This window comes from Clostridium drakei (genome assembly GCF_000633595.2).
Lineage (GTDB): Bacteria > Bacillota > Clostridia > Clostridiales > Clostridiaceae > Clostridium_AM > Clostridium_AM drakei.
Map to the genome: position 1 here is coordinate 1 of NZ_JIBU02000058.1, position 20,916 is coordinate 20,916.

23 protein-coding genes and 1 tRNA gene are annotated in these 20,916 nt (G+C 28.3%); 17 read left to right on the plus strand and 7 right to left on the minus strand.

Features of this window, described 5'->3' with window-relative positions; translation table 11 throughout:
• Positions 1 to 197: 197 nt before the first annotated feature.
• The gene (locus EG57_RS0222365; protein ID WP_032079315.1) at positions 198 to 935 is read right to left on the minus strand and encodes an NAD-dependent protein deacylase; all 738 of its coding nucleotides are present in this window, start codon (positions 933 to 935) and stop codon (positions 198 to 200) included.
• 196 nt (positions 936 to 1,131) lie between these two features.
• Here EG57_RS0222365 and EG57_RS0222370 point away from each other — a divergent pair.
• Positions 1,132 to 1,205: transfer RNA gene (locus tag EG57_RS0222370), tRNA-Cys, on the plus strand.
• 34 nt (positions 1,206 to 1,239) lie between these two features.
• Here the strand turns inward: EG57_RS0222370 and EG57_RS0222375 are convergent.
• From EG57_RS0222375 to EG57_RS0222385, 3 genes are all read right to left on the minus strand, one after another.
• The gene (locus EG57_RS0222375; protein ID WP_032079316.1) at positions 1,240 to 2,160 is read right to left on the minus strand and encodes a S66 peptidase family protein; all 921 of its coding nucleotides are present in this window, start codon (positions 2,158 to 2,160) and stop codon (positions 1,240 to 1,242) included.
• Between the two features lie 18 nt (positions 2,161 to 2,178).
• Positions 2,179 to 3,120: a magnesium transporter CorA family protein gene (locus EG57_RS0222380; protein ID WP_032079317.1), complete on the minus strand. Its 942-nt coding sequence runs from the start codon at positions 3,118 to 3,120 to the stop codon at positions 2,179 to 2,181.
• 76 nt (positions 3,121 to 3,196) lie between these two features.
• Positions 3,197 to 4,369, minus strand: coding sequence for a zinc-binding metallopeptidase family protein (locus EG57_RS0222385; RefSeq protein WP_032079318.1), 1,173 nt, complete (start codon positions 4,367 to 4,369; stop codon positions 3,197 to 3,199).
• Positions 4,370 to 4,523: 154 nt separating this feature from the next.
• Between EG57_RS0222385 and EG57_RS0222390 the strand changes: the two genes are divergently transcribed.
• From EG57_RS0222390 to EG57_RS0222455, 14 genes are all read left to right on the plus strand, one after another.
• Positions 4,524 to 6,143 (plus strand): cell wall-binding repeat-containing protein, encoded by a 1,620-nt coding sequence (locus EG57_RS0222390; protein ID WP_032079319.1) that lies wholly within the window; start codon positions 4,524 to 4,526, stop codon positions 6,141 to 6,143.
• Between the two features lie 153 nt (positions 6,144 to 6,296).
• On the plus strand, positions 6,297 to 6,509 hold the full coding sequence (locus EG57_RS0222395; RefSeq protein ID WP_032079320.1) for a sigma factor G inhibitor Gin: 213 nt from the start codon (positions 6,297 to 6,299) through the stop codon (positions 6,507 to 6,509).
• Positions 6,488 to 7,963 (plus strand): aminotransferase class I/II-fold pyridoxal phosphate-dependent enzyme, encoded by a 1,476-nt coding sequence (locus tag EG57_RS0222400; protein WP_032079321.1) that lies wholly within the window; start codon positions 6,488 to 6,490, stop codon positions 7,961 to 7,963. The genes EG57_RS0222395 and EG57_RS0222400 overlap by 22 nt, the downstream gene beginning before the upstream one ends.
• Entirely contained in the window at positions 7,956 to 8,681 is a 726-nt protein-coding gene (locus tag EG57_RS0222405) for a dTMP kinase (protein ID WP_032079322.1), read from the plus strand. Before EG57_RS0222400 ends, EG57_RS0222405 begins: the two co-directional genes overlap by 8 nt.
• A 45-nt stretch (positions 8,682 to 8,726) precedes the next feature.
• Positions 8,727 to 9,056 carry a cyclic-di-AMP receptor gene (locus EG57_RS0222410; protein ID WP_032079323.1) on the plus strand — a complete coding sequence of 110 codons (330 nt, stop codon included), beginning with the start codon at positions 8,727 to 8,729 and terminating at the stop codon, positions 9,054 to 9,056.
• 14 nt (positions 9,057 to 9,070) lie between these two features.
• Entirely contained in the window at positions 9,071 to 10,015 is a 945-nt protein-coding gene (locus tag EG57_RS0222415) for a DNA polymerase III subunit delta' (protein WP_032079324.1), read from the plus strand.
• Between the two features lies 1 nt (position 10,016).
• Positions 10,017 to 10,925: a PSP1 domain-containing protein gene (locus tag EG57_RS0222420; protein WP_032079325.1), complete on the plus strand. Its 909-nt coding sequence runs from the start codon at positions 10,017 to 10,019 to the stop codon at positions 10,923 to 10,925.
• Between the two features lie 11 nt (positions 10,926 to 10,936).
• Entirely contained in the window at positions 10,937 to 11,140 is a 204-nt protein-coding gene (locus tag EG57_RS0222425) for a heavy-metal-associated domain-containing protein (protein ID WP_029161163.1), read from the plus strand.
• Positions 11,141 to 11,222: 82 nt separating this feature from the next.
• The gene (locus EG57_RS0222430) at positions 11,223 to 11,393 is read left to right on the plus strand and encodes a DUF362 domain-containing protein (RefSeq protein WP_029161164.1); all 171 of its coding nucleotides are present in this window, start codon (positions 11,223 to 11,225) and stop codon (positions 11,391 to 11,393) included.
• Between the two features lie 187 nt (positions 11,394 to 11,580).
• Positions 11,581 to 12,375 carry a flagellar motor protein gene (locus EG57_RS0222435; RefSeq protein ID WP_032079326.1) on the plus strand — a complete coding sequence of 265 codons (795 nt, stop codon included), beginning with the start codon at positions 11,581 to 11,583 and terminating at the stop codon, positions 12,373 to 12,375.
• Positions 12,372 to 13,205: an OmpA/MotB family protein gene (locus tag EG57_RS0222440; RefSeq protein WP_032079327.1), complete on the plus strand. Its 834-nt coding sequence runs from the start codon at positions 12,372 to 12,374 to the stop codon at positions 13,203 to 13,205. The genes EG57_RS0222435 and EG57_RS0222440 overlap by 4 nt, the downstream gene beginning before the upstream one ends.
• Before the next feature lie 164 nt (positions 13,206 to 13,369).
• Positions 13,370 to 14,110 carry a tRNA1(Val) (adenine(37)-N6)-methyltransferase gene (locus EG57_RS0222445; protein ID WP_032079328.1) on the plus strand — a complete coding sequence of 247 codons (741 nt, stop codon included), beginning with the start codon at positions 13,370 to 13,372 and terminating at the stop codon, positions 14,108 to 14,110.
• A gap of 32 nt (positions 14,111 to 14,142) precedes the next feature.
• The gene (gene rsmI / locus EG57_RS0222450) at positions 14,143 to 14,988 is read left to right on the plus strand and encodes a 16S rRNA (cytidine(1402)-2'-O)-methyltransferase (RefSeq protein ID WP_032079329.1); all 846 of its coding nucleotides are present in this window, start codon (positions 14,143 to 14,145) and stop codon (positions 14,986 to 14,988) included.
• Between the two features lie 366 nt (positions 14,989 to 15,354).
• The gene (locus EG57_RS0222455) at positions 15,355 to 16,398 is read left to right on the plus strand and encodes a C40 family peptidase (protein WP_032079330.1); all 1,044 of its coding nucleotides are present in this window, start codon (positions 15,355 to 15,357) and stop codon (positions 16,396 to 16,398) included.
• Between the two features lie 172 nt (positions 16,399 to 16,570).
• Here EG57_RS0222455 and EG57_RS0222460 read toward each other — a convergent pair whose 3' ends face one another.
• Positions 16,571 to 16,816 (minus strand): AbrB/MazE/SpoVT family DNA-binding domain-containing protein, encoded by a 246-nt coding sequence (locus tag EG57_RS0222460; protein WP_029161170.1) that lies wholly within the window; start codon positions 16,814 to 16,816, stop codon positions 16,571 to 16,573.
• Positions 16,817 to 17,379: 563 nt separating this feature from the next.
• Here EG57_RS0222460 and EG57_RS0222465 point away from each other — a divergent pair.
• Together EG57_RS0222465 and fsa are read left to right on the plus strand one after the other, a co-directional pair.
• Positions 17,380 to 18,597 carry an HD domain-containing protein gene (locus EG57_RS0222465; RefSeq protein WP_032079331.1) on the plus strand — a complete coding sequence of 406 codons (1,218 nt, stop codon included), beginning with the start codon at positions 17,380 to 17,382 and terminating at the stop codon, positions 18,595 to 18,597.
• Between the two features lie 73 nt (positions 18,598 to 18,670).
• Complete coding sequence (gene fsa, locus EG57_RS0222470; protein ID WP_032079332.1) at positions 18,671 to 19,315, plus strand: fructose-6-phosphate aldolase; 645 nt, start codon at positions 18,671 to 18,673, stop codon at positions 19,313 to 19,315.
• 271 nt (positions 19,316 to 19,586) lie between these two features.
• On the opposite strand, the gene EG57_RS0222475 is transcribed toward fsa, so the two are convergent.
• On the minus strand, positions 19,587 to 20,243 hold the full coding sequence (locus tag EG57_RS0222475) for a hypothetical protein (protein ID WP_032079333.1): 657 nt from the start codon (positions 20,241 to 20,243) through the stop codon (positions 19,587 to 19,589).
• An 11-nt stretch (positions 20,244 to 20,254) separates the two neighbouring features.
• Positions 20,255 to 20,905: a PspA/IM30 family protein gene (locus EG57_RS0222480; protein WP_032079334.1), complete on the minus strand. Its 651-nt coding sequence runs from the start codon at positions 20,903 to 20,905 to the stop codon at positions 20,255 to 20,257.
• Positions 20,906 to 20,916 lie beyond the last annotated feature (11 nt).

Genomic DNA, 20,916 nt, shown 5'->3' on the forward strand with positions numbered 1-20,916 from the left:
TTTATAGTGCCGATGGTACTGCAGGGGAGGCTCTGTGGAAGAGTAGGTCGTTGCCAGGTTGGAAGAAAAGTGCTAAGTATGAACTTAGCACTTTTTATTTTTGAAACTTAAAATAATATATAATTTTGGTGAATAATAAGGAAAGTAGATTAATAGAAATATAGGTAGCCTATATTATGCGGCTACCTATATTTTTATTAAAGCTTATTAACAGCTTCACTTAGAGCTTTGGCAATATCATTATTAATAATTAAATCAGCTTTGTTATCAGCAGAAGTTGTACTCTTATTTATAAGTACAAGATTCTTTCCTTTAAAATAATCAATGAGTCCTGCAGCAGGATAAACAACTAAAGATGTTCCTCCGATAATTAAAGTATCAGCCTCTGATATTGCTTTTACAGCACCAGAAATAATGTTATTGTCCAATCCTTCTTCATAAAGAACTACATCAGGTTTAACTTTTCCTCCACATTTAGGACAAGTAGGCACACCTTTAGATTCTAAAATGAATTTTTCATCATAGAAAGCATTACACTTCATACAATAATTTCTAAGAACTGATCCATGTAATTCATAAACTACTTTTGAACCAGCAGCTTGATGTAATCCATCTATATTTTGAGTAACTACAGCCTTTAATTTTCCCATCTGTTCTAGTTTAGCTAAAGCTATATGACAGCCATTAGGCTTTGCATTGGGATAAATTAATTTATCTTTATAGAATTCAAAAAATTCTTCTGGATATCTCATAAAAAAGGTATGAGATACTAATTGTTCAGGTGTAAAGTTTATCTTAAGTTTTTCGTTCCATAAACCATTTGAACTTCTAAAGTCTGGTATTCCTGAAGATGTGCTTACTCCTGCACCACCGAAGAAAACTATATTATCGCTATTTCTAAGTATTTGGGTTAATGTTTCAATTTCAGTACTCATAAAATCATCTCCGTAAATTAATATACTTTTATTATACCATAGGTATTAAAATTTATAGAAACTTTAACACTTAAAAAATTTTTAAGACCATAGTTCTTTGAATTATAAGAATTTATGAGCATTTAATCAAAAATGTATTGACAAATGTTACTTTAAATGATATTATAGAAAGGCATTAAACGTTAAGAATATTTATGGCGCTATAGCCAAGTGGTAAGGCAGAGGTCTGCAAAACCTTTATCCCCAGTTCAAATCTGGGTGGCGCCTCCAAATAGAAAAACTCACAATAATTTGTGAGTTTTTTTTATTTTATAACACCTTCTAATACATGGATTACTCCATTTTTACAATCTAATTTAATTTGTGCACCAATAGGAAGAGTAAGCTTAGGATAAGAATGGCCTGATTGAAAATTAAGTATAGTAGGCTTATTTAATGTGAGAATCTTATCTTCAATTACTTGCCTTAAAGTAAGACTTCTTTCATAATGCGGAAGAGAACAGTCTTTAAATTGACCTAAAATAAATCCCTTACAGTGCTGAAGTTTTCCAGATAGAGATAACTGTGTTAGCATTCTGTCTATCCTATAAGGTTCTTCAGATACATCTTCTATAAATAAAATTTTATTTTTAGTATCTATTTCATAAGGAGTACCTAGAGTGCTAGATATTAGAGCAAGATTACCACCTACAAGTTGTCCTTCTATAAAGAATTCATTTGAAAAACATTCGGTATTAAAGTCTTTAGGATTCTCTATAGTATATGCTTTATCTCCTTTCATAATAGTGTATAAAAAACTCTCTAGTGTAATTTTATCTAAAAGATTAGAATTACACATAGGAGAATGAAAAGTTATTAAGTTGCACTTTAAGAATATAGAGTTTAGTAAGCTAGTTATATCACTAAAACCTGCAAATATTTTAGGGTTTTCTTTTATGACACTGAAATCTATAAGAGGAAGAATTCTCATAGTACCATATCCACCTCTTACACAAAGAACCATATCAACAGTTTTATCAAGGAACATATTTATAAGGTCAGAAGCTCTATCCTCATCCTTACCTGCAAGGTAACCATATCTATCATATATGTGTTTTCCTTCTTTTACATTGAATCCTAAGCTTTTAAGAAAGCTAATACTCTTTTTTATATTATCAGGGTTATCAGCTCCAGCTGGAGATATAAGTCCTATTGTATCTCCATAATTTAATCTTTTAGCTATCAATTTATATCACCTCTATAATTAGAATAGTCCTTTTTTTCTTAAAATAACTATAGCAACTAAGCATAATACTGCAGCTATGGCGTAAGTAATCCAAAATCCATGTGGATTTGAACTAAATGGTATTCCAGTTAAGTTCATACCGAAGGAACTAAAGATTATATTAGGTATAGCCATAACTATAGTTATAGAAGCTAATAGTTTCATTACTATATTTAAGTTATTGGATATTACAGATGCAAAGGCATCCATAGTACCACTTAATATGTTACTATAAATATTAGCCATTTCTATAGCTTGTTTGTTTTCTATGATAACATCTTCAAGTATATCTTGATCTTCAGGATATTTTTGGAGAATTTCAAGTTTTAACATTTTTTCAAGTGTAATTTCGTTAGATTTTAAAGATGTAGAGAAATAAACTAGAGATTTTTCTAAGGACAATAGTTGAATTAATTCTTTATTTTTCATGGATTTATGAAGTTTTTGTTCAATCATTAAGCTTTTTTTATCTATTTGCCTTAAGTAGATTAAATAGTAACTTGCTATTCTGTAGAGTATTTGAAGGATAAACCTTGAGCGTTTAAAAGTAAAAAATGATTTAACCTTATTATCAATAAAGTCAGTAAGAATTTTACTGTTTTTTAAACATACGGTTATTATAGAGTGTTCTGTATGAATAATTGCTAGTGGGTATGAATCGTAAGTTAAAGAGTTATCTTCCATTTCAGTGAATGGTATATCTACAATAACAAGAAGATTATTATCTTCAATATCAATGCGGGAAGTTTCTTCTTCATCTAGTGCAGATTTTAAAAAGTCTAATGGCACACCTACTTTTTTAGATACAAGCAGTAAGTCACCTTCAGAAGGTGCTACTATATTAACCCAACATCCAGGTTCTATGTTATCTATAGAATGTAATGTTCCTGATTCATCTAAAGTTTTATAAATTGAAATCATATTTTCCTCCCAAGTTAAAGTAATTTTTAATTTATGTTTATATTATATATTATAAATATATAAAAATAAAAGAGACTTATGAAGTAGTCTCTTTTGTTTTTTCATGAAAAAATTCTTTTTTTACCTGATTAAGTAGTGAGGCATTTTCTATTAAATCTAAACCAGTTAAAGCTAAAGCTTGAGCAACTTTTAGAATTCTATTCTGTGCGTAATAAGATATCGTAGCTTCAGAAAATTCTTTAGAGGAATACTCTAAGTTTTTATCTTCCGATATAGATATATATGGGTGTATACAAGGTACAACATGACTTACAGTGCCTAAACTTAAACCAGAATTAGTATCTTTAGGTGGTTCTATATCTATTATACCGCATTCCTTTAGATTGTGGCTAAAAATTCTGGATAGATTTCTATTAGGTATTAGTTCATCGTAAGGTAATTCATATAAACATATATTACAGTCTATATTCATTAAATAACCTGTAGTTTTAACTAATTCTCTTACTTTCTTTTCAATATCACAAGCTATGGACATTTTGGGACATCTAATATAAAATTTTGATTCTGTTTCAGAAGGCAGAAGGTATGGTGAATCACCGCCTTTTAGTATTATTCCGTCAATGGTGCAGTTATCTTCAAAACCTTTAGAAAGTAAACTTAAGGTATTAAAAACAAAAAGACATGCATCTAATGCCGTATAATTTTTTGATTTTCTATAAGTAAATCCTGATTTACTTTTATAGTTTATCTTAATAGGTATTATAGCCATAGAATAGCCACTTTCAGCAGTAATTAAATCAGGATGGGCCATCAATACCACATCTATATCGTTAAAAGTTCCTTGTTTAGTCATAGTGACTTTAGAACTACCTAAAAATTCACCAGGACATCCAATAACTATAACACTACCACCTATTTTGGGTATTATTTTGGATAGAGATAGTGAAGCAGCTATGGACATAGCAGATATTAAATTATGCCCAACCACATGCCCTAAGTTATCAACAGCATCATATTCGCATATATAACATATCTTAGGATGACCTGTGCCATATTGAGCATAAAAAGCGGTTGGTATATTAAGATAATGATCTATAACATTGAAATCATTGTTTTTTAACATGTTTACTATATAATTATATGCTTTATATTCATGAAAGCTGCTTTCGGGATTTTCATAAATATATTTTGATAAATTTAATATATCGTCCTTTATAGTAGTTAAATAAGTTGATATTTCTTGCCTCATAAAATTACCTCCTAAGTATTGGATAAACATGTGGTAAAAAATAATTATCTAGTTGTAAATTGGTTAAAAATTATTTAAAATTATATATATATTAAATATGTATATACGTAAGTTAAAACTTTATTACATCAAATAAATTTAAGGGGGAGTAGTTTTGGTAAATCACAAATTAATGTTAAAAAACTTTTGCAAAATTATGCTTATAGCATTAATTAGTATTAGCATAACATCTAAAGTTTATGCTGAAGGAAATTATCAAAGATACGGTGGAACTGATAGATATGAAACTTCTATAAAAATTTCACAAAAATTTGACACAAAATCAGGTTATGCAATAATTGCTTCAGGGCAAAACTTTCCAGATGCTCTTTGTGCATGTCCTCTCTCTAAAAAGTACGATGCTCCAGTAATACTTACTACTGAGAACAAGCTTGATAGCAAGGCAGAAGCAGAACTTAAAAGAAGTGAAATAAAAAAAGTTTTTATAATAGGTAATTCCATATCAAAGGATGTGGAAAATAGCATTAGTAATATGGGAATAAGTTGTGAAAGGTTAGGAGGAGCAGACAGATATGAAACATCTATGATAGTTGCAAACTATGTAGGTATAAAGGAAAGAATAATAGTAGTATCTGGAGATAATTATCCAGATGCATTATCAATTGCACCAATTGCAGCTAATATTGATGTACCTATAATACTTGTAGGAAAAGATTACATACCGAATGTTGTGAAAAATTTTTTAAAAGATAAACAAATTACGAATACTTATGTTATAGGATCAGAAGGAGCTATAAGTAATTCAGTGAAGGATCAATTTAATAATGCAGAAAGAGTAAGTGGTACAGATAGATACAGTACTAATTTGTCTATAATCAATAGATTTAGAGATAATATAGATTTTAGCAATATATATTTGGCTTCTGGATCAAATTTTCCAGATTCACTTTCAGGATGTGCATTAGCACAAAAAACTAAGTCACCTTTAATATTAGTAAACGAAGACATAAATACGGAAGATCAAAATGGTATTAAACAAATACTTTCGTTAGCTAAAAATATTTCTGTACTAGGATTAGAAGGAGCAGTTTCATTAAAAACATTATATTTAATAGGATTAGAAAAAGAGCCACCTAAGCCAGTAGAGAATCAAGGAGTTAAGCCACCTACATGGACAAGTTCCTTTAGTGTTATGAATGCAGGAGAGACTGAAAGGGTTTATATAAAAAGTAGTCCAAGTTCTTCAGCATCAAATATAGGTTTCACTTATGGAAGTCTTCCAGAAGTGAAAGTTTTGGATAGTAGTGGTGGATATTATTATGTGGAAGTGTTGGACTATGATACTTTGAATTATATAAAGGGTTATGTAGCTAAGAGTATGGTTAATACAGTAACACCTTCAGAGTCTTATAATATACTTGTAGATAAATCAAGACAAAGAGTGTATGTATTTAATAATGAAAATATAGTTAAGGAATTTATATGTTCTACAGGTAAAGATGAAACTCCAACGCCATCAGGTAGATTTTTAGTTGGATCTAAAGGACCTAGTTTTGCTGCATCTGATAGTACAGAATGTTATTACTGGACAAGGCTTGATAACAATTATTTATTTCATAGTGCCATATATACATTAAGTGGATATGCAGTACAATCTGAATATAATAAATTAGGGTCTAAGGCTTCACATGGATGTATAAGACTTAAAATAGAGGATGCAAAGTGGATTCAAGATAATGTTCCATATAGAACTTTAGTAACAATAAAAGATTAAAATTTTAAATAATAAAAATAAACTCAATATAATTTATTTCAATTGTATTGAGTTTATTTATGTGGACAAAATAAATTTCTAAGTGTAGATGAATATTATATATAAGAGCAGGTAATAATGTTAAATATGAAAAATAGATAGGGGGTATGTGAAATGAAAAAGCGAATTTGTATTATATGTGGAAAGCCTCTAAATGATGGTATAATTATATACGGTAGGGGTATTTGCCCTTGTTGCGAAAAGCGACTAATGAACATAAAAATGGATACGGATTTTTATGATTATTATAAACAATGTATAAGAAAAAATATAGCTGAATTAGTTATAAGAGGAGAGGAATTAAAGTGCCAGAGTTACCGATTTTAGAAGGAATCTTAGAATATGTGAAAAACAATAATATACAATTATGCATGCCAGGTCATAAAGGAGGAAGAGGTTTTTTAGAAACTACAATTGGCAAGGATTTTTTAAAAAATTTTTTAAAATGTGATATTACTGAGATAGAAGGAGTAGATAATCTTCACAATCCTCAAGGAATAATAAAAGAATCAATGGAACTTTTAACAAAATTTTATGGAAGTAAAAAATCATATTTTCTAGTTAACGGCAGTACATCAGGAAACTTAGCTATGATATTTAGTAGCTTTAATGAAGGAGACAAGGTATTAGTAGAAAGGAATTGTCATAGATCCATTTTTAATGCTATAATAATGAGAAAACTTAAGCCTGTATATATAAATAATTTAATGAGTCATATACTAAATGCTCCAGTTTGCATAGATTTGGAGCATTTTTCACAGGTTTTGAATAAAAATAAGGATTCTAAAGGGATAATTGTAACTTATCCAAATTATTATGGTATATGCTCTAATTTAGAATATATAATAAAGCAAGGGAAAAAATATAATATGAAAGTGCTTGTAGATTCAGCTCATGGAGCTCATTTTGGAATACATAATGATTTACCTGAAAGTGCAGTAAAATTGAATGCAGATATGGTAGTTACTAGTACTCATAAAACTCTTTCTAGCTTAACACAAACGTCCTATCTTCATGTTAATAATATGGAAGATATAGAAAGAGTAGATTTTTATGTGAGTGCATTTTTAAGTACAAGCCCTTCTTATTTATTCTTATGTTCTATGGATTATGCCAGATATTATTTACAAACTTATGGAAGACAGAAATATGAAAAGATGTTAAATATGTTGGGATATTATAAAGATAAGATAAATTCCATAAAAGGCATGAAGGTAATTAGTAAAAAAGATATAAATATCAAACAAAAAATTGATTTATATGAACTAGATAGTGTATATGATATTGATACTACTAGATATGTTATAAATTTAGAAGAAGGATATAGCGGATATTTACTGGGAAATTATTTGAGAAAAAATAATATTCAAGTAGAAATGAGTGATCATTCCAATGTAGTTTTAATTTTTTCACCATTTAATGAGGAATGGGAACTTGAAAAACTATATAATGTACTTAAGAGGTGTGATTTAAATAAAATAAAAGTTGAAAAATTAGATTTGTTAGAATATAACATACCTATAATGGCTTATATGCCTTTTGAAATTATGGATAAAAAAAAGGAATATATATATATAAAAGATTCACTGGGAAGGATTAGTGCTGATAATGTAGTACCATATCCGCCAGGAGTACCTATAATAAACATGGGAGAAATAATAGATGATGTAACCTTAAAGTCTATTTGCTATTATATTAATAAGAGAGTAGATATTTTAGGTTTAGAAGATAATAAAATAAGAGTAATCGATGAATTTAGTGGAGGACAAAAATATGAATAGGGGCACTGTAATAGTAGTGGAAGGTTGCGATGGCAGTGGAAAAGCCACACAAACTCAAATATTATATGAAAAACTTTTAAGTGAAAATTATAAGGTGAAAAAAATAGAGTATCCAAATTATAAAAGTGATTCTTCAGCATTAGTTAAAATGTATTTGAATGGTGATTTTGGAAGCAATCCAGAAGATGTCAATCCATATGTATCGTCTACTTTTTACGCAGTAGATAGATTTGCATCTTATAAAACTGAATGGAAAGATTTTTATGAAAGTGGTGGTATAATATTGGCTGATAGGTATACAACTGCCAATATGATACATCAAGCATCAAAGATTAAAAACGTACAAGAGAAAGATAAGTTTTTAGATTGGCTTTGGGATTTTGAATTTAGAATTTTTGGATTGCCAGTGCCAGATTGTGTTATGTTTCTTGATATGCCTCCAGAGTACAGCAGAAAGCTTATGAAAGAAAGAGCCAATAAGATTACAGGAGATAAACATAAAGATATACATGAAAAAGACTATGAATACTTAGAACATTCATATAACAATTCCTGCGAAATAGCGGAAAAATATAAGTGGAATAGAGTAGAGTGCGTAAAAGAAGGAAATATAAAAAGTATTGAATTAATTAGTGAAGAGGTATTTAATATAGTAAAAAAACAATTAGTAAATTGTACATATAATAATATAACAAAGTCATTTGAATTAAATATATAATATTTCAATGTTTATATAATTTAAAATGAAAGGGAGATGAGTTATATGAAATTAATAATAGCTATTGTTCAAGATGATGATTCTGCGGATCTAGTTGAAACACTGATGGATTCAGGCTTTAGAGTAACAAAACTTGCCACAACTGGAGGGTTCTTAAAAGCAGGGAATACTACTCTTATGATTGGAGTGGAAGAAGAAAAAGTAGATCAAGTAATAACACAAATAGAAGAAGTATGTAAAACTAGACAACAGATTGTATCAACGCCGTCACCAGTGGCAGGATCTACAGGTGTGTATGTGCCATATCCTGTAGAAGTCGAAGTTGGAGGTGCAACAATATTTGTTGTAGATGTTGATAAGTTTGTAAAAGTTTAAATGGAGGGATTTTGTTGAGTTTTAGTATGATAATAGGGCATGAAAATATAAAATTTCAGATTGTAAGCTCCATAAAACAACAAAGATTTTCTCATGCCCATATTATTGTAGGAGAAGATGGGATAGGAAAAAGTTTTATTGCCAGGGAAACTGCTATTGAAATTTTAGGAAAGTGTGAAAATAAACAATATGCTGATATAATGGAGTTTAAATTAGCAAAAGGTAAGAAATCAATAGGTATAGATGAAGTGAAAAATATAATAGAAGAAACTACTAAAAAACCTTATGAAGGTGATAAAAAGGTAATTATAGTTTATAATGCAGATAAGATTACAGAAACAGCACAAAATGCATTCTTAAAGACTATAGAAGAACCACCTAAGGGTGTATTTATAATATTATTATGTGAAAAATCAGAATTGATATTAGATACCATAAAATCTAGATGTCAAACATATAAGCTTAACAGATTAAGTGAAGAAGAAATGATGAACTTTGTAAGTAGCAAGTTTTCTGGATTATCAGAAATAGAATTAAAATCTGTTATTGCGTTTAGTGATGGTATACCAGGAAGAGCTGAAAAGTTTATTAATGACAGTTCTTTAAGAGAAATTAGAGATACTATTATAAATGTATTAAGAACAATTAGTACTAATAATTTAGAAGAAATTTTATCTAATGAAAATTTTTTTGTGAAGTATAAAAATGAATGGCAAGAAGTTCTAACTTGCATGTTGTCATATATAAGAGATGTACTTATATATAAAGAAACATCAAATAGGGATTTAATAATAAATATAGATAAAGTTAACGACGTAAAAGATATAGCTGAAATGTTTTCATTTAATAAGTTAAATGGTATTATTAATATTATAAAAGAAACTAGAATAAAAATGGAGAAAAACGTTAACTCAACATTAGTTTTTGATTCAATGTTGCTTAAAATGCAGGAGGTATAATATGGTAAAAGTTATAGGGGTGCGTTTTAAAAAAGCTGGTAAAATATATTATTTTTCACCAAGCGATTTATATATAGAAAAAGATAGTAAAGTAATAGTAGAAACCGCTAGAGGTATAGAATTTGGTGAATGCGTAATAGGATGTAAAGAAGTAGAAGAATCCGAAATAGTGGCACCATTAAAAAGTGTTATAAGAGTAGCTACTGAAGAAGATATAAGAAAACATAATGAAAATAAAGAAAAAGAAACAGAAGCTTTTGAAATATGTTTAGAAAAAATTGAGAAGCATGAATTAAAAATGAAGCTTATAGATGTAGAATATACTTTTGATAATAATAAAGTTATATTCTATTTCACCGCAGATGGAAGAGTTGATTTTAGAGAACTTGTAAAAGATTTAGCTGCTATTTTTAGAACAAGAATAGAATTGAGACAGATAGGTGTGAGGGATGAAGCTAAAATGATAGGAGGACTTGGACCTTGTGGAAGGACTATGTGCTGTTCTACATTTTTAGGAGATTTTGCTCCAGTATCAATAAAAATGGCAAAAGAACAAAATTTATCTTTGAATCCTACGAAAATATCAGGAATATGTGGAAGGCTTATGTGCTGCCTAAATTATGAACAAGAAACTTATGAAAAAATTAGAAAGAGGTTACCTAAACCAGACTCTATTGTAAATACTTCTTATGGCAAGGGAGTGGTATTTTCAAATTCAGTGGTAAAGGAAAGTGTAAAGGTTAAAGTAAAGTCTGAAGATGGAGAAGAAACGTTAGTGGAAGTTCCAATAGATGAAGTAGAGCTAGTAACTGGTGGATTTGAGGGAAATATTAATGAAGATGAAATAAAAATAGATGTTGATGAAGTTGAAGATCCGAATATAATTAAAGAATTATTTAAAGACAATTAAGGAGGAAAACTATGAAGTCTGTATTAAAAATTTATAATATGAATACAGCTGAAGACATCAATAAGATTAGAATGGCAGTTTCAAGCAATGAAGGTGTAGTAGCTTGTCAAATAAATAAAGATAAAGGTGAAGTAAATATTGTGTACGATGATTATTTTGTCAATAATGATAAGCTGATTCAGTCTATAGAAGATTTAGGTTATATAGTATTTTAAAATTGTCTTTAAAAACTTGTCCAAACGTGGTAGAATAAAAAATAGATGTGAAACATCGAATTTTAAAAGGAGGTGTTACATAATGGCTTACAAAATAGAGGATTCATGTGTAAGTTGTGGATCATGTGCTTCAGAATGTCCAGTTAACGCTATAAGTCAAGGCGATTCTATATTTGTTATAGATGAAAACACTTGTATCGATTGTGGAAATTGTGCAAATGTTTGTCCAGTAGGAGCACCAGTTCAAGAATAGTGTTATTAACAAAAAGACTGCAATTAAGCAGTCTTTTTATTTTGATAAATACAAATAAAAATATATGAAACCAGTTTTAGGGTAAATTCTCTTTTATACCTAATATAAATATAAAATTATATAAAGATTGGTTTTTTTTGTTCGAATATCTATTATATAAAGCAAAATTGTTGAATGGAGGATAAAAATGGACATATCTGTTATTATTTTCATTATTGCAGGATTTGGATCTATTATAGCAGGATATTTAATGGAGAAAGGATTATTAAGTGCACTTTTCATAGCGGCTCCAGCTGTAATAGTATTTGGTGGAACAGCAGGTGCAGTAGGACTTACATTTCCTATGGAGGTTTTAAAAAGATTACCTAAAATAGTAAAGGTAGCTATAAATCCTAAAAAAATAGATTTAGCAGGATTGGTAGCATATTTTAAAGATGTATCTTATAAGACTAGAAAAAATGGATTGTTAAGTCTTGAAGGAGAAATATCTGCTGACCCTAATTTAGATCCATTTATTAAAAAAGGACTTCAATTAGTAGTAGATGGAGTTGATCCACAAGCTGTTAGAAGTATTTTAGAGTTGGAATTGGAATCTACATCTGAAAGACATAAAAAAGGAGCTGCTATTTTTGCACAAGCAGGTGGATATTCCCCTACACTTGGTATTATAGGTACAGTAATGGGACTAGTTCACATTTTGGCTGATTTATCTGACCCTAACACATTGGGTCCTAAAATAGCGTCAGGATTCTTAGCTACATTGTATGGTCTTTCATCTGCAAACTTATTATTTTTACCATTAGCAACTAGATTAAAAGCACTAGACGAAAAAGAATTTGGAGAAAAATCTCTTATAATTGAAGGTATATTATATATACAAGAAGGAATAAATCCTAATACTATAGCAGAAAAATTAAAAGGATTTTTAAGTAAAGAGGAACTCAAAAAATTTGAAGGAATGGATGGTAAGCCAGAGGTATGAAGAAGAAAAAGGAAGAAGAACATGAAAATAGTGAAAGATGGCTTCTTAGTTATTCAGACTTTATGACCTTACTTATGATACTTTTTGTTGTTTTATATGCTATGAGCAACGTAGACAAAGCAAAATTTTCCCAGCTATCTCAATCAATGAGTATAGCAATGGGTGGTGGGAAAATAATGCAAGGTAATGAAAATTCTCCAAATATATCGAACTCAAGTCCTAGTGGAAACAGTTCGGATGGAAAGACAGAAGAATCTAAAATGGAGGACTTAAAGAAAAAAGTTGATAGTTATTTACAAAAAAATGGAATGCAAAGTAGTGTTACTACTGAAGTAGATGAAAGAGGCCTTGTAGTAAGTTTAAAAGATACTTTATTTTTTGAAACAGGAAAAGCAGAAGTTATAGAAGCTTCAAAAGTGAAGCTTGTGGAAATAGGAAAAATATTAAATCAGTTAAATAATACAATGAGAATAGAAGGTCATACGGATAACGTGCCTATACATAATGAAAAATTTTCTGATAACTGGCAATTATCTTCTGCTAGATCACTTAATGTTACTGAATTACTCATAGCTAATGGAGTACCTCCTAAAAAGCTTTCATCAGTTGCATATGGAGAATATAGACCAATATTAGATAATTCTACAGAAGAAGGTAGAGCAAGAAATAGAAGAGTTGATATAATTGTTGTAAGCAATAAGTATAATAAAATAGAGAACAATTCTATAGGAACAAATCCTTTAGGTGATCCAAGTTTAGGTGATAAACCTATAGGGGACAAACCGATAGGAGACAGTCCAGCGAATGTTCCAGATATAAGTACTAAGTAAAGCCTTAAGATATACTTTAATCTTAAGGCTTAATTTTATGCGAAATTAAAGAAATTTGACAATTTAATTCATATAAATGATAATTGTTAATAAATATAATTCGTTTATAATATTTAAGAATAATTGATGTATTAAGTTACTATATAGAAATGAGGATAAAGTATATGGTTGATAACTTTTTGAAAGAGGATGAAACACTGGATGATTTGCAGTTAAAAGGAATTTGTGTAATACAAAAAAAAGATGCATTTAGATTTGGAGTGGATGCGGTATTGCTTGCCAATTTTGCAACCATAAAAAAAGATGCAACAGTTATAGATTTGTGTACTGGTACAGGAATAGTTCCGTTTATATTATCAGGAAAAACAAAAGCTTTTAAAATAGCTGGAATAGAAATACAAGAAGAAATGGTTGAAATGGCCAATAGATCTTGTAGGTTTAATAAACTAGAAGATAAAATAAAGTTCATTAATAAGGATTTAAAGGATTTAAAATTTTTGAAAAACTTATCCAAAGTAGATGTAGTTACAGTTAATCCGCCTTATAAATTAAAAAATTCTGGAATTGTAAATCCCAATGATAGAGACGCTATTGCAAGACACGAAATATGTTGTACCTTAGAAGATGTTATAAAAGCATGTAAATCAGTTTTAAAGGATAATGGTAGGATGTATATGATCCATAGGCCAGATAGGCTTGCAGATATTATATGTATTATGAGGAAATATAAAATTGAACCTAAGTTAATAAAGATGGTTCAACCTAATTTAAAAAAAGCGCCAAATATGTTATTAATAGAAGGGCAAAATAATGGAGGAACTTTTTTAAAATGGGAAACGCCTCTTTGCATACATAATTTAGATGGAACTTATACTGATGAAATTAATAAGATATATGGAAAGTAAGTAAAAAAACTTATGATTAGAGGGAGGAACATATGAGCATTGGAAAATTATATTTAGTACCTACACCAATAGGTAATTTAAAAGATATAACTTTAAGAGCATTAGAAGTATTAAAACAGGTAGATTTAATAGCAGCAGAAGATACACGACAAAGTTTGAAACTTTTAAACCATTTTAATATAAAAAAGCCTTTAATAAGTTATCATAAGCACAATGAACAGGGTAAAAGTGAAAATTTGATAGATAAGCTTAAAGAGGGAAAGAATATAGCTTTAGTAAGTGATGCTGGAACTCCAGGAATATCAGATCCAGGAGCAGTAATTGTTTCTAAGTGTATAGAAGAAAATATAGATTTTGAAGTTTTAACTGGAGCTACTGCTGTAACTACAGCATTGGTATATTCGGGTATGGATACAACAAAGTTTATATTTAGAGGATTTATGCCAAGAGAGAACAAAGAAAGAAAAATTATGATAGAAGAATTGAAAAACAGAAAAGAAACTTTAATATTTTATGAAGCACCTCATAGAATTAAAAATACTTTAGAGTTTTTAAAAAACAATTTAGGTAATAGAAAAATATCAATATGTAGGGAACTTACAAAATTGCATGAGGAAATACTTAGATTGAATTTAAGTGAAGCTATAGATTATTATGAAGACAAAACAGTAAAAGGAGAACTTGTACTTGTAGTTGAAGGAAAAGATGAAAAGGAAATAATGAACGAGGAAATGTCAGAGTGGAAAGATTTAAATATTGATGAACATATAAAAATGTATATTGAAGATGGATTAAATAAAAAAGAGGCTATAAAGAAAGTGGCTAAAGATAGAAATTTGCCTAAATCTGAAATATATAAGTATTCAATTAATTTGTAAAAAATTTAGTAAATTAAGAATATTTTATACTAATATATATGCATATTAAAATCAAAGCTTTGGATTTATTAATAAATTAAGGATTTTTATAGGATAATATTAACGATTTTAAAAAAATACCACTATAACATTGAGATTTGATATAAATTAATGATATAATATAAATATGCAGTTTTTTACTGCAAGTTTATTAAAAAAATAATTTAATTATGTGAGAAAAAATAATTAAGAGTAATAAATGTTTTTTTATAAACATAGATGTTTTAACAACTTATATTAAGGAATATTTTAGCGAATATTCATGTGTATTTGAAATTAAGGCAAAAAACTAATAAGAAATTTTTTTTAACTAAGGAGGTTAAAGTATTGAATAAAAAAACTTTATCTATTGTTATTGCATTAACATTAGCAGTAACAATGAATGGAACTGTTCTAGCTGCACCAACAAGTAGTAATCCACAGATAGCTCAAGTTCAACAACAAAAACAAGATTTAGAAACAAAAGTAGAAAAACTGGACAACCAAATAACAGAAATAATGAAACAAATAGATGGCAATAAGAAGAGTATTGAAAAAACTACAGCAGATATAAAAACATCTCAGCAAGAATTAACTAATGCAGAAAACAGCATAAAGGGACAACAGGATATATTTAATAAAAGAGTTAGGGCTATGTACATAAATGGAGCAGATAGTTACTTAGGAGTTATATTACAGTCTGATAACTTAAGTGATTTCATATCAAGAGTTGATACTGTTAAAAAAATAGTAGGCTTTGACGAGAAAATAATAAACGATTTAAAACAGAAAAAAGACACAATATCAAAGAAAAAAGAAGCTTTAAATGCTGAGAACAATAAACTTTTAGCATTAAAGGCAGATAATGAAAAGAAATTAGCAAGTTTTAACAATACTAGAAGTGAGCAAAAAAACTTAATTGCTAGTTTAGATGCTAAAGAAAAAGCTCTTAAGGCAGCAGATGCTGAAACAAATAATTTAGTTGCATCAGCTCAAAGCCAAGTTGAAAAATATAGTGCATCATCACCAGCATTGTCAAGAGGTTCATCATCAGCCAACTCTATAGTTGCATATGCATCAACTTTCCAAGGTGTACCTTATGCTTGGGGAGGAAATGGTCCAAGCTCTTTTGATTGTTCTGGCTTTACTTGCTATGTTTTTGCACATTTTGGAATAAGTTTACCAAGAATAGCTTCAGAACAACAAGGTGTAGGAGAGTATGTATCAAGAGATCAACTTCAACCAGGAGATTTAGTTTTCTTTGGATCACCAGCCCACCATGTTGGAATATATGTAGGTAATGGATGTATGATTCATGCACCACATACTGGAGATGTAGTTAAGATATCATCATTACATTCTGATTTCAGTGGAGGAAGAAGAGTAAGGTAGAAAATAATATCATTAAGCATTAATGATATTTATAATAGTTATAAAAGTCTTACAAATTATTGAATTTGTAAGACTTTTTATTTATATTAATAACTTAATTTTATAGATATCATAAAAGTGTTTCAATTAAAAATAAAAAGTCCACATGAGTTATTCATGTGGGCTTAATTGGCTATTTACCTTCTTTTAATTCATTTAAACAATTTTTGCAAATATTTTTGCCTTTGTAGTTTACAACATCTCTTGCATCACCACAGAATATACATGCAGGCTCATATTTTTTCAATATAATTTGTTCACCATCAACATATATTTCTAAAGCATCTTTTTCTGCAATATCCAAAGTTCTTCTTAGTTCTATAGGAATAACTATTCTTCCTAATTCATCTACTCTTCTTACAACTCCAGTTGATTTCATTTAAAAATCCTCCTTTAACTCCAAAATTCGACATATGTTTAATTAAATAATAGCAAATATGACATTAAAAGTCAATATGCTTTAAGAAATAAATTTACAAATTTCTTATTCACTTCCATCTATAGTTAATATACTACCAAAATATACAAATGTCAATATGTTTTTATTACAAAATACATTTTTTTACTATATTATAGAATGTTGATAAATCAATGTATGTGAAGGAAAACTATCAAAATCATATTCCTAATTATAGAAAAATAGGAATGAAAAACAAGAAAAAATAAAATAGTAATTATATGGATAATAAAAAGTTAAATGTCGAAAGTACTTTCGATTAACCAATAGCATGTAATTAATGGTTACATTTAGTAGTATATTTAAATTGTATTTTGAAGTTAATAATTTGTAAATATTAAATAAATTAAAAGTATTCGCATTTTTAGTATATTTATAAGATAAATTTTTATACTAAATCTTTATTATTGTAAAAAACAAGGAAAATTTTAATTGCAATATGTTTGTTTATATGTGGTAAAATAATTATGAGTAGGTGATAACAAATGAATAGTTCAAATGAATTTTTAAAAGCGTTAAAAGAATCTTTAAATGAAGTAGGAGGTGAAGCATATTTAATAGGGACATTTGTTAGGGAAAGACTTATGGATTTTAAAAGTCAACCATCTAAACTAGATATTATATACAAGGGAGATATAAACAAACTATTAATGTCTTTAGATAACAAACAATTCAGCTTTTATTCTCTAAAAGAAAATAAAGATACTTATAGATATAGTGATAGAAATGTAGTTTTTAATATAAACAAAATGAAAGGAAAAAATATTGAAGAAGATTTAAGTAAAAGAGATTTTTCTATAAATGCAATTTGTCTTAAACTTATAGAAAATAAAATAATAGATCCTTTTAATGGAAGAAAAGCTATAAAGTGTAGGATTATTCAAAGCATAAGAGACACAAGTATAGAAGAAGATCCAATTAGAATTTTAAGAGGTATTAGGTTTTGTATAAGATATGGTATGCATTTTAATTTAGAAACAGAAAATAAAATAGTAGATTTATCTTATAAACTTAAAAGTAGTAATAAGGAACAAGTATTTACTGAACTTATGAAGTTAATGGAGATAGATGATAATGGTAGAGCTTTTGAGGTTTTGGATAATTATGGTGTCTTGAAAAATATATTTCCTTATATGGAGGAATTAAAAACTGTAGGAAAGTGTAAATATCACATAGAAGATGCATTTACTCATATGAAGTTAACTTATGAGGTGTTTAAGGATGTAGTTAAAGGAAGAATAAAAATAGAAGGACTTAATTTGGAGCATTTAGAAGATTGTATAGATAGTTTTAAAGTAAGAGAATGTGTAAGTCTTGCATGCTTTTTACATGACATAGGAAAGTTTAACTGTTATAAAGAGAAAGAAGATAGTGTAAGTTTTTTGGGACATGAAAAAGAAGGAGCTAAAATAGTTAATGATATATGCAAAGATATGAGAGTTCCTAAAAAATCAGCTCAGCTTGTAGAGGTACTTGTAGAAGCACATATGTGTCCATTGGAAATTTTTAAAATGGATGAAAATAAAAGAATGGAAGCAGCCCATAAGTTCTTTGAAAGGTATAATAAATACTTTGAATTTATACTAATTATTTCACTATGTGACAACTATGCAACTTATGATTCTTTATGCCAAGATACTAAAAAGCATGAATATAAGAAGTTTATTGAAGAAATGATTTGTAAGTATAAGTTTCAAAAATAATTGGAATGGAGGTTAATTTTTTGAAAAATATGATATAATTAGAACGATAGTTTATATTTTAGGAGGTTATTGTATGAAAATATTCATTGATACAGCTAATGTAGAAGAAATAAAGAGAGTAGCAAAATGGGGTGTACTTGATGGTGTAACAACTAATCCATCATTGATTGCTAAAGAAGGAAGAAAATTAAAGGATGTTATTGAAGAGATTTGTGCCATTGTAGATGGTCCTATTAGTGCAGAGGTTATAAGCTTAGAAGCCGATAAGATGGTTGAAGAAGGCAGAGAGCTTTCAAAATTACATAAAAATATAGTAATAAAAATACCTATGTGTGAAGAAGGATTGAAAGCAGTTTCTGTTTTAGCTAAAGAAGGCATAAGAACAAATGTTACTTTAATATTCTCAGCACAACAAGCTTTATTAGCTGCTAAAGCAGGAGCAAGTTTTGTAAGTCCATTTATGGGTAGATTAGATGATATAGGTAATGCAGGAATTGTGGTTATACAAGATATAGCTGAAATATTTGAGATATATGGTATAGAAACAGAAATAATAGCAGCAAGTATAAGAACACCTATGCATGTTTTAGATTGTGCAAAAGCAGGGGCAAATATATCAACAATACCATACAAAGTATTAATGCAAATGCTTAAACATCCATTAACAGATGCGGGTATACAGAAGTTCCTAGATGATTATAATAATTCACAAAAGTAGATTAAATTAAAAAATCCTAATGATAAAATCATTAGGATTATTTTTGTTAATAAAAAACATTAATGTAATAATGTGTGACATATATTAAAATAAATTAGACAATAAACAAAGTTATCAACAAACAAAGTTATCAACATTGTTAATAAAAACGCATAATTTTAGGTTAAAATGAACTATATCAAGGTATACAAATTATCCACAAAATCTGTGCATAATTTTGTGAAATCTGTGGATAAGTTGTGATTGTGTTAATAAATTTTCAATAGTTAAATTAAGATTCTTCTATACTTTGAAAAGTTGATACAATAAAATCAAATTCTTCAGGATCTGTAATTTCACCATAGGTATCTTCAGATATTCCTGGGTAATAATGAAGTATGAATTTTTCTTTGGTTATTACATTTTGAATTATTATATATTTATTATCTACTTCTACATTTTGAAGAGTTGATAAAACAATATATCTATCATCATCACCTGTTCTGTTATTATTTAAGTTCAAAGTGAAATTATCATGTTTTGTGACATTTATTTTTTTATGATCACATGAGACTATTTTTGAATTATCTTTGCAACCTAAACAACTATCAAATTCACAATTTGCAGTACAATTTAAGCATTGACATTTACTACATTTTTCTAGTTGATTCAAAGAATCTAAATTATCATCTCTATAATCCTTGATTAAATCAACAGACTTATCATTTTTGAACATACCTAAAAATCCACTCTTATTAGTTTCTAACATCGCTGCATCAATAAATTCTATATATTTTTTTAAAACATGAATTTTAGATACATATTTTCTGTTTTTTAATGCACTTTGATCTAAAAAAGGTGATATGTTATCAATAGCATAAGTTATGTCTACATATATTTTACTATATTTATCTTTTTCTACTTTAAGAAATTCTTCATTCTTGCTCATAATAAATCACCTTAGTTCTGTTTATATTTTTTTAATTCTTCATCAAGATCAGCTTCTTTTAATTTTTCAAATTCCTTTTCCAAAGAGTTATCTTCTCTTAAATCTCCTAGGCCTTCTGCTAAGGCTTCTTTTCTTTGAACTTTTCTTTCTATATCATCTAAATTTATTTTATTACTCCCAGTATCTACATTTGATAAAATTTCGTTAACCTTTTTACTAGCTTCGGCATTATTAAATCTAGCTGAAGCTTCATCTCTATAAGTTCTAGTCTTTTCTATTTCATTTTCTAGTTCTCTAAGTTTAGCTTTTAATGTTTCAGCTTTTTTACTAGCATCTTCATAGCTAGTTTTTAAAGAATTATAAGTTTTATCGCATTCTAGTTTTTTTGCAAGAGCTTTTTTAGCTAAATCTTCATTGCCCTTACTCATAGCAAGTTTAACTTTTTCATCAAAATCTTCTGAATCTCTTTTTGCAGTGGCCATTTTCTTTTCAATTTCATGTACATTACCTAAAATTTGAGCGGAAGATAATTTTGCTTTATTTAAGCTTTCCTCCATATCTCTGATCTTTTGGTCTAAAAGTTCAATTGGATTTTCAACCTCATCCAAAGTATTGTTGACTTTAGCTTTAAACATGTTAGACATTCTTGAAAATATTCCCATAGTAAAATCCT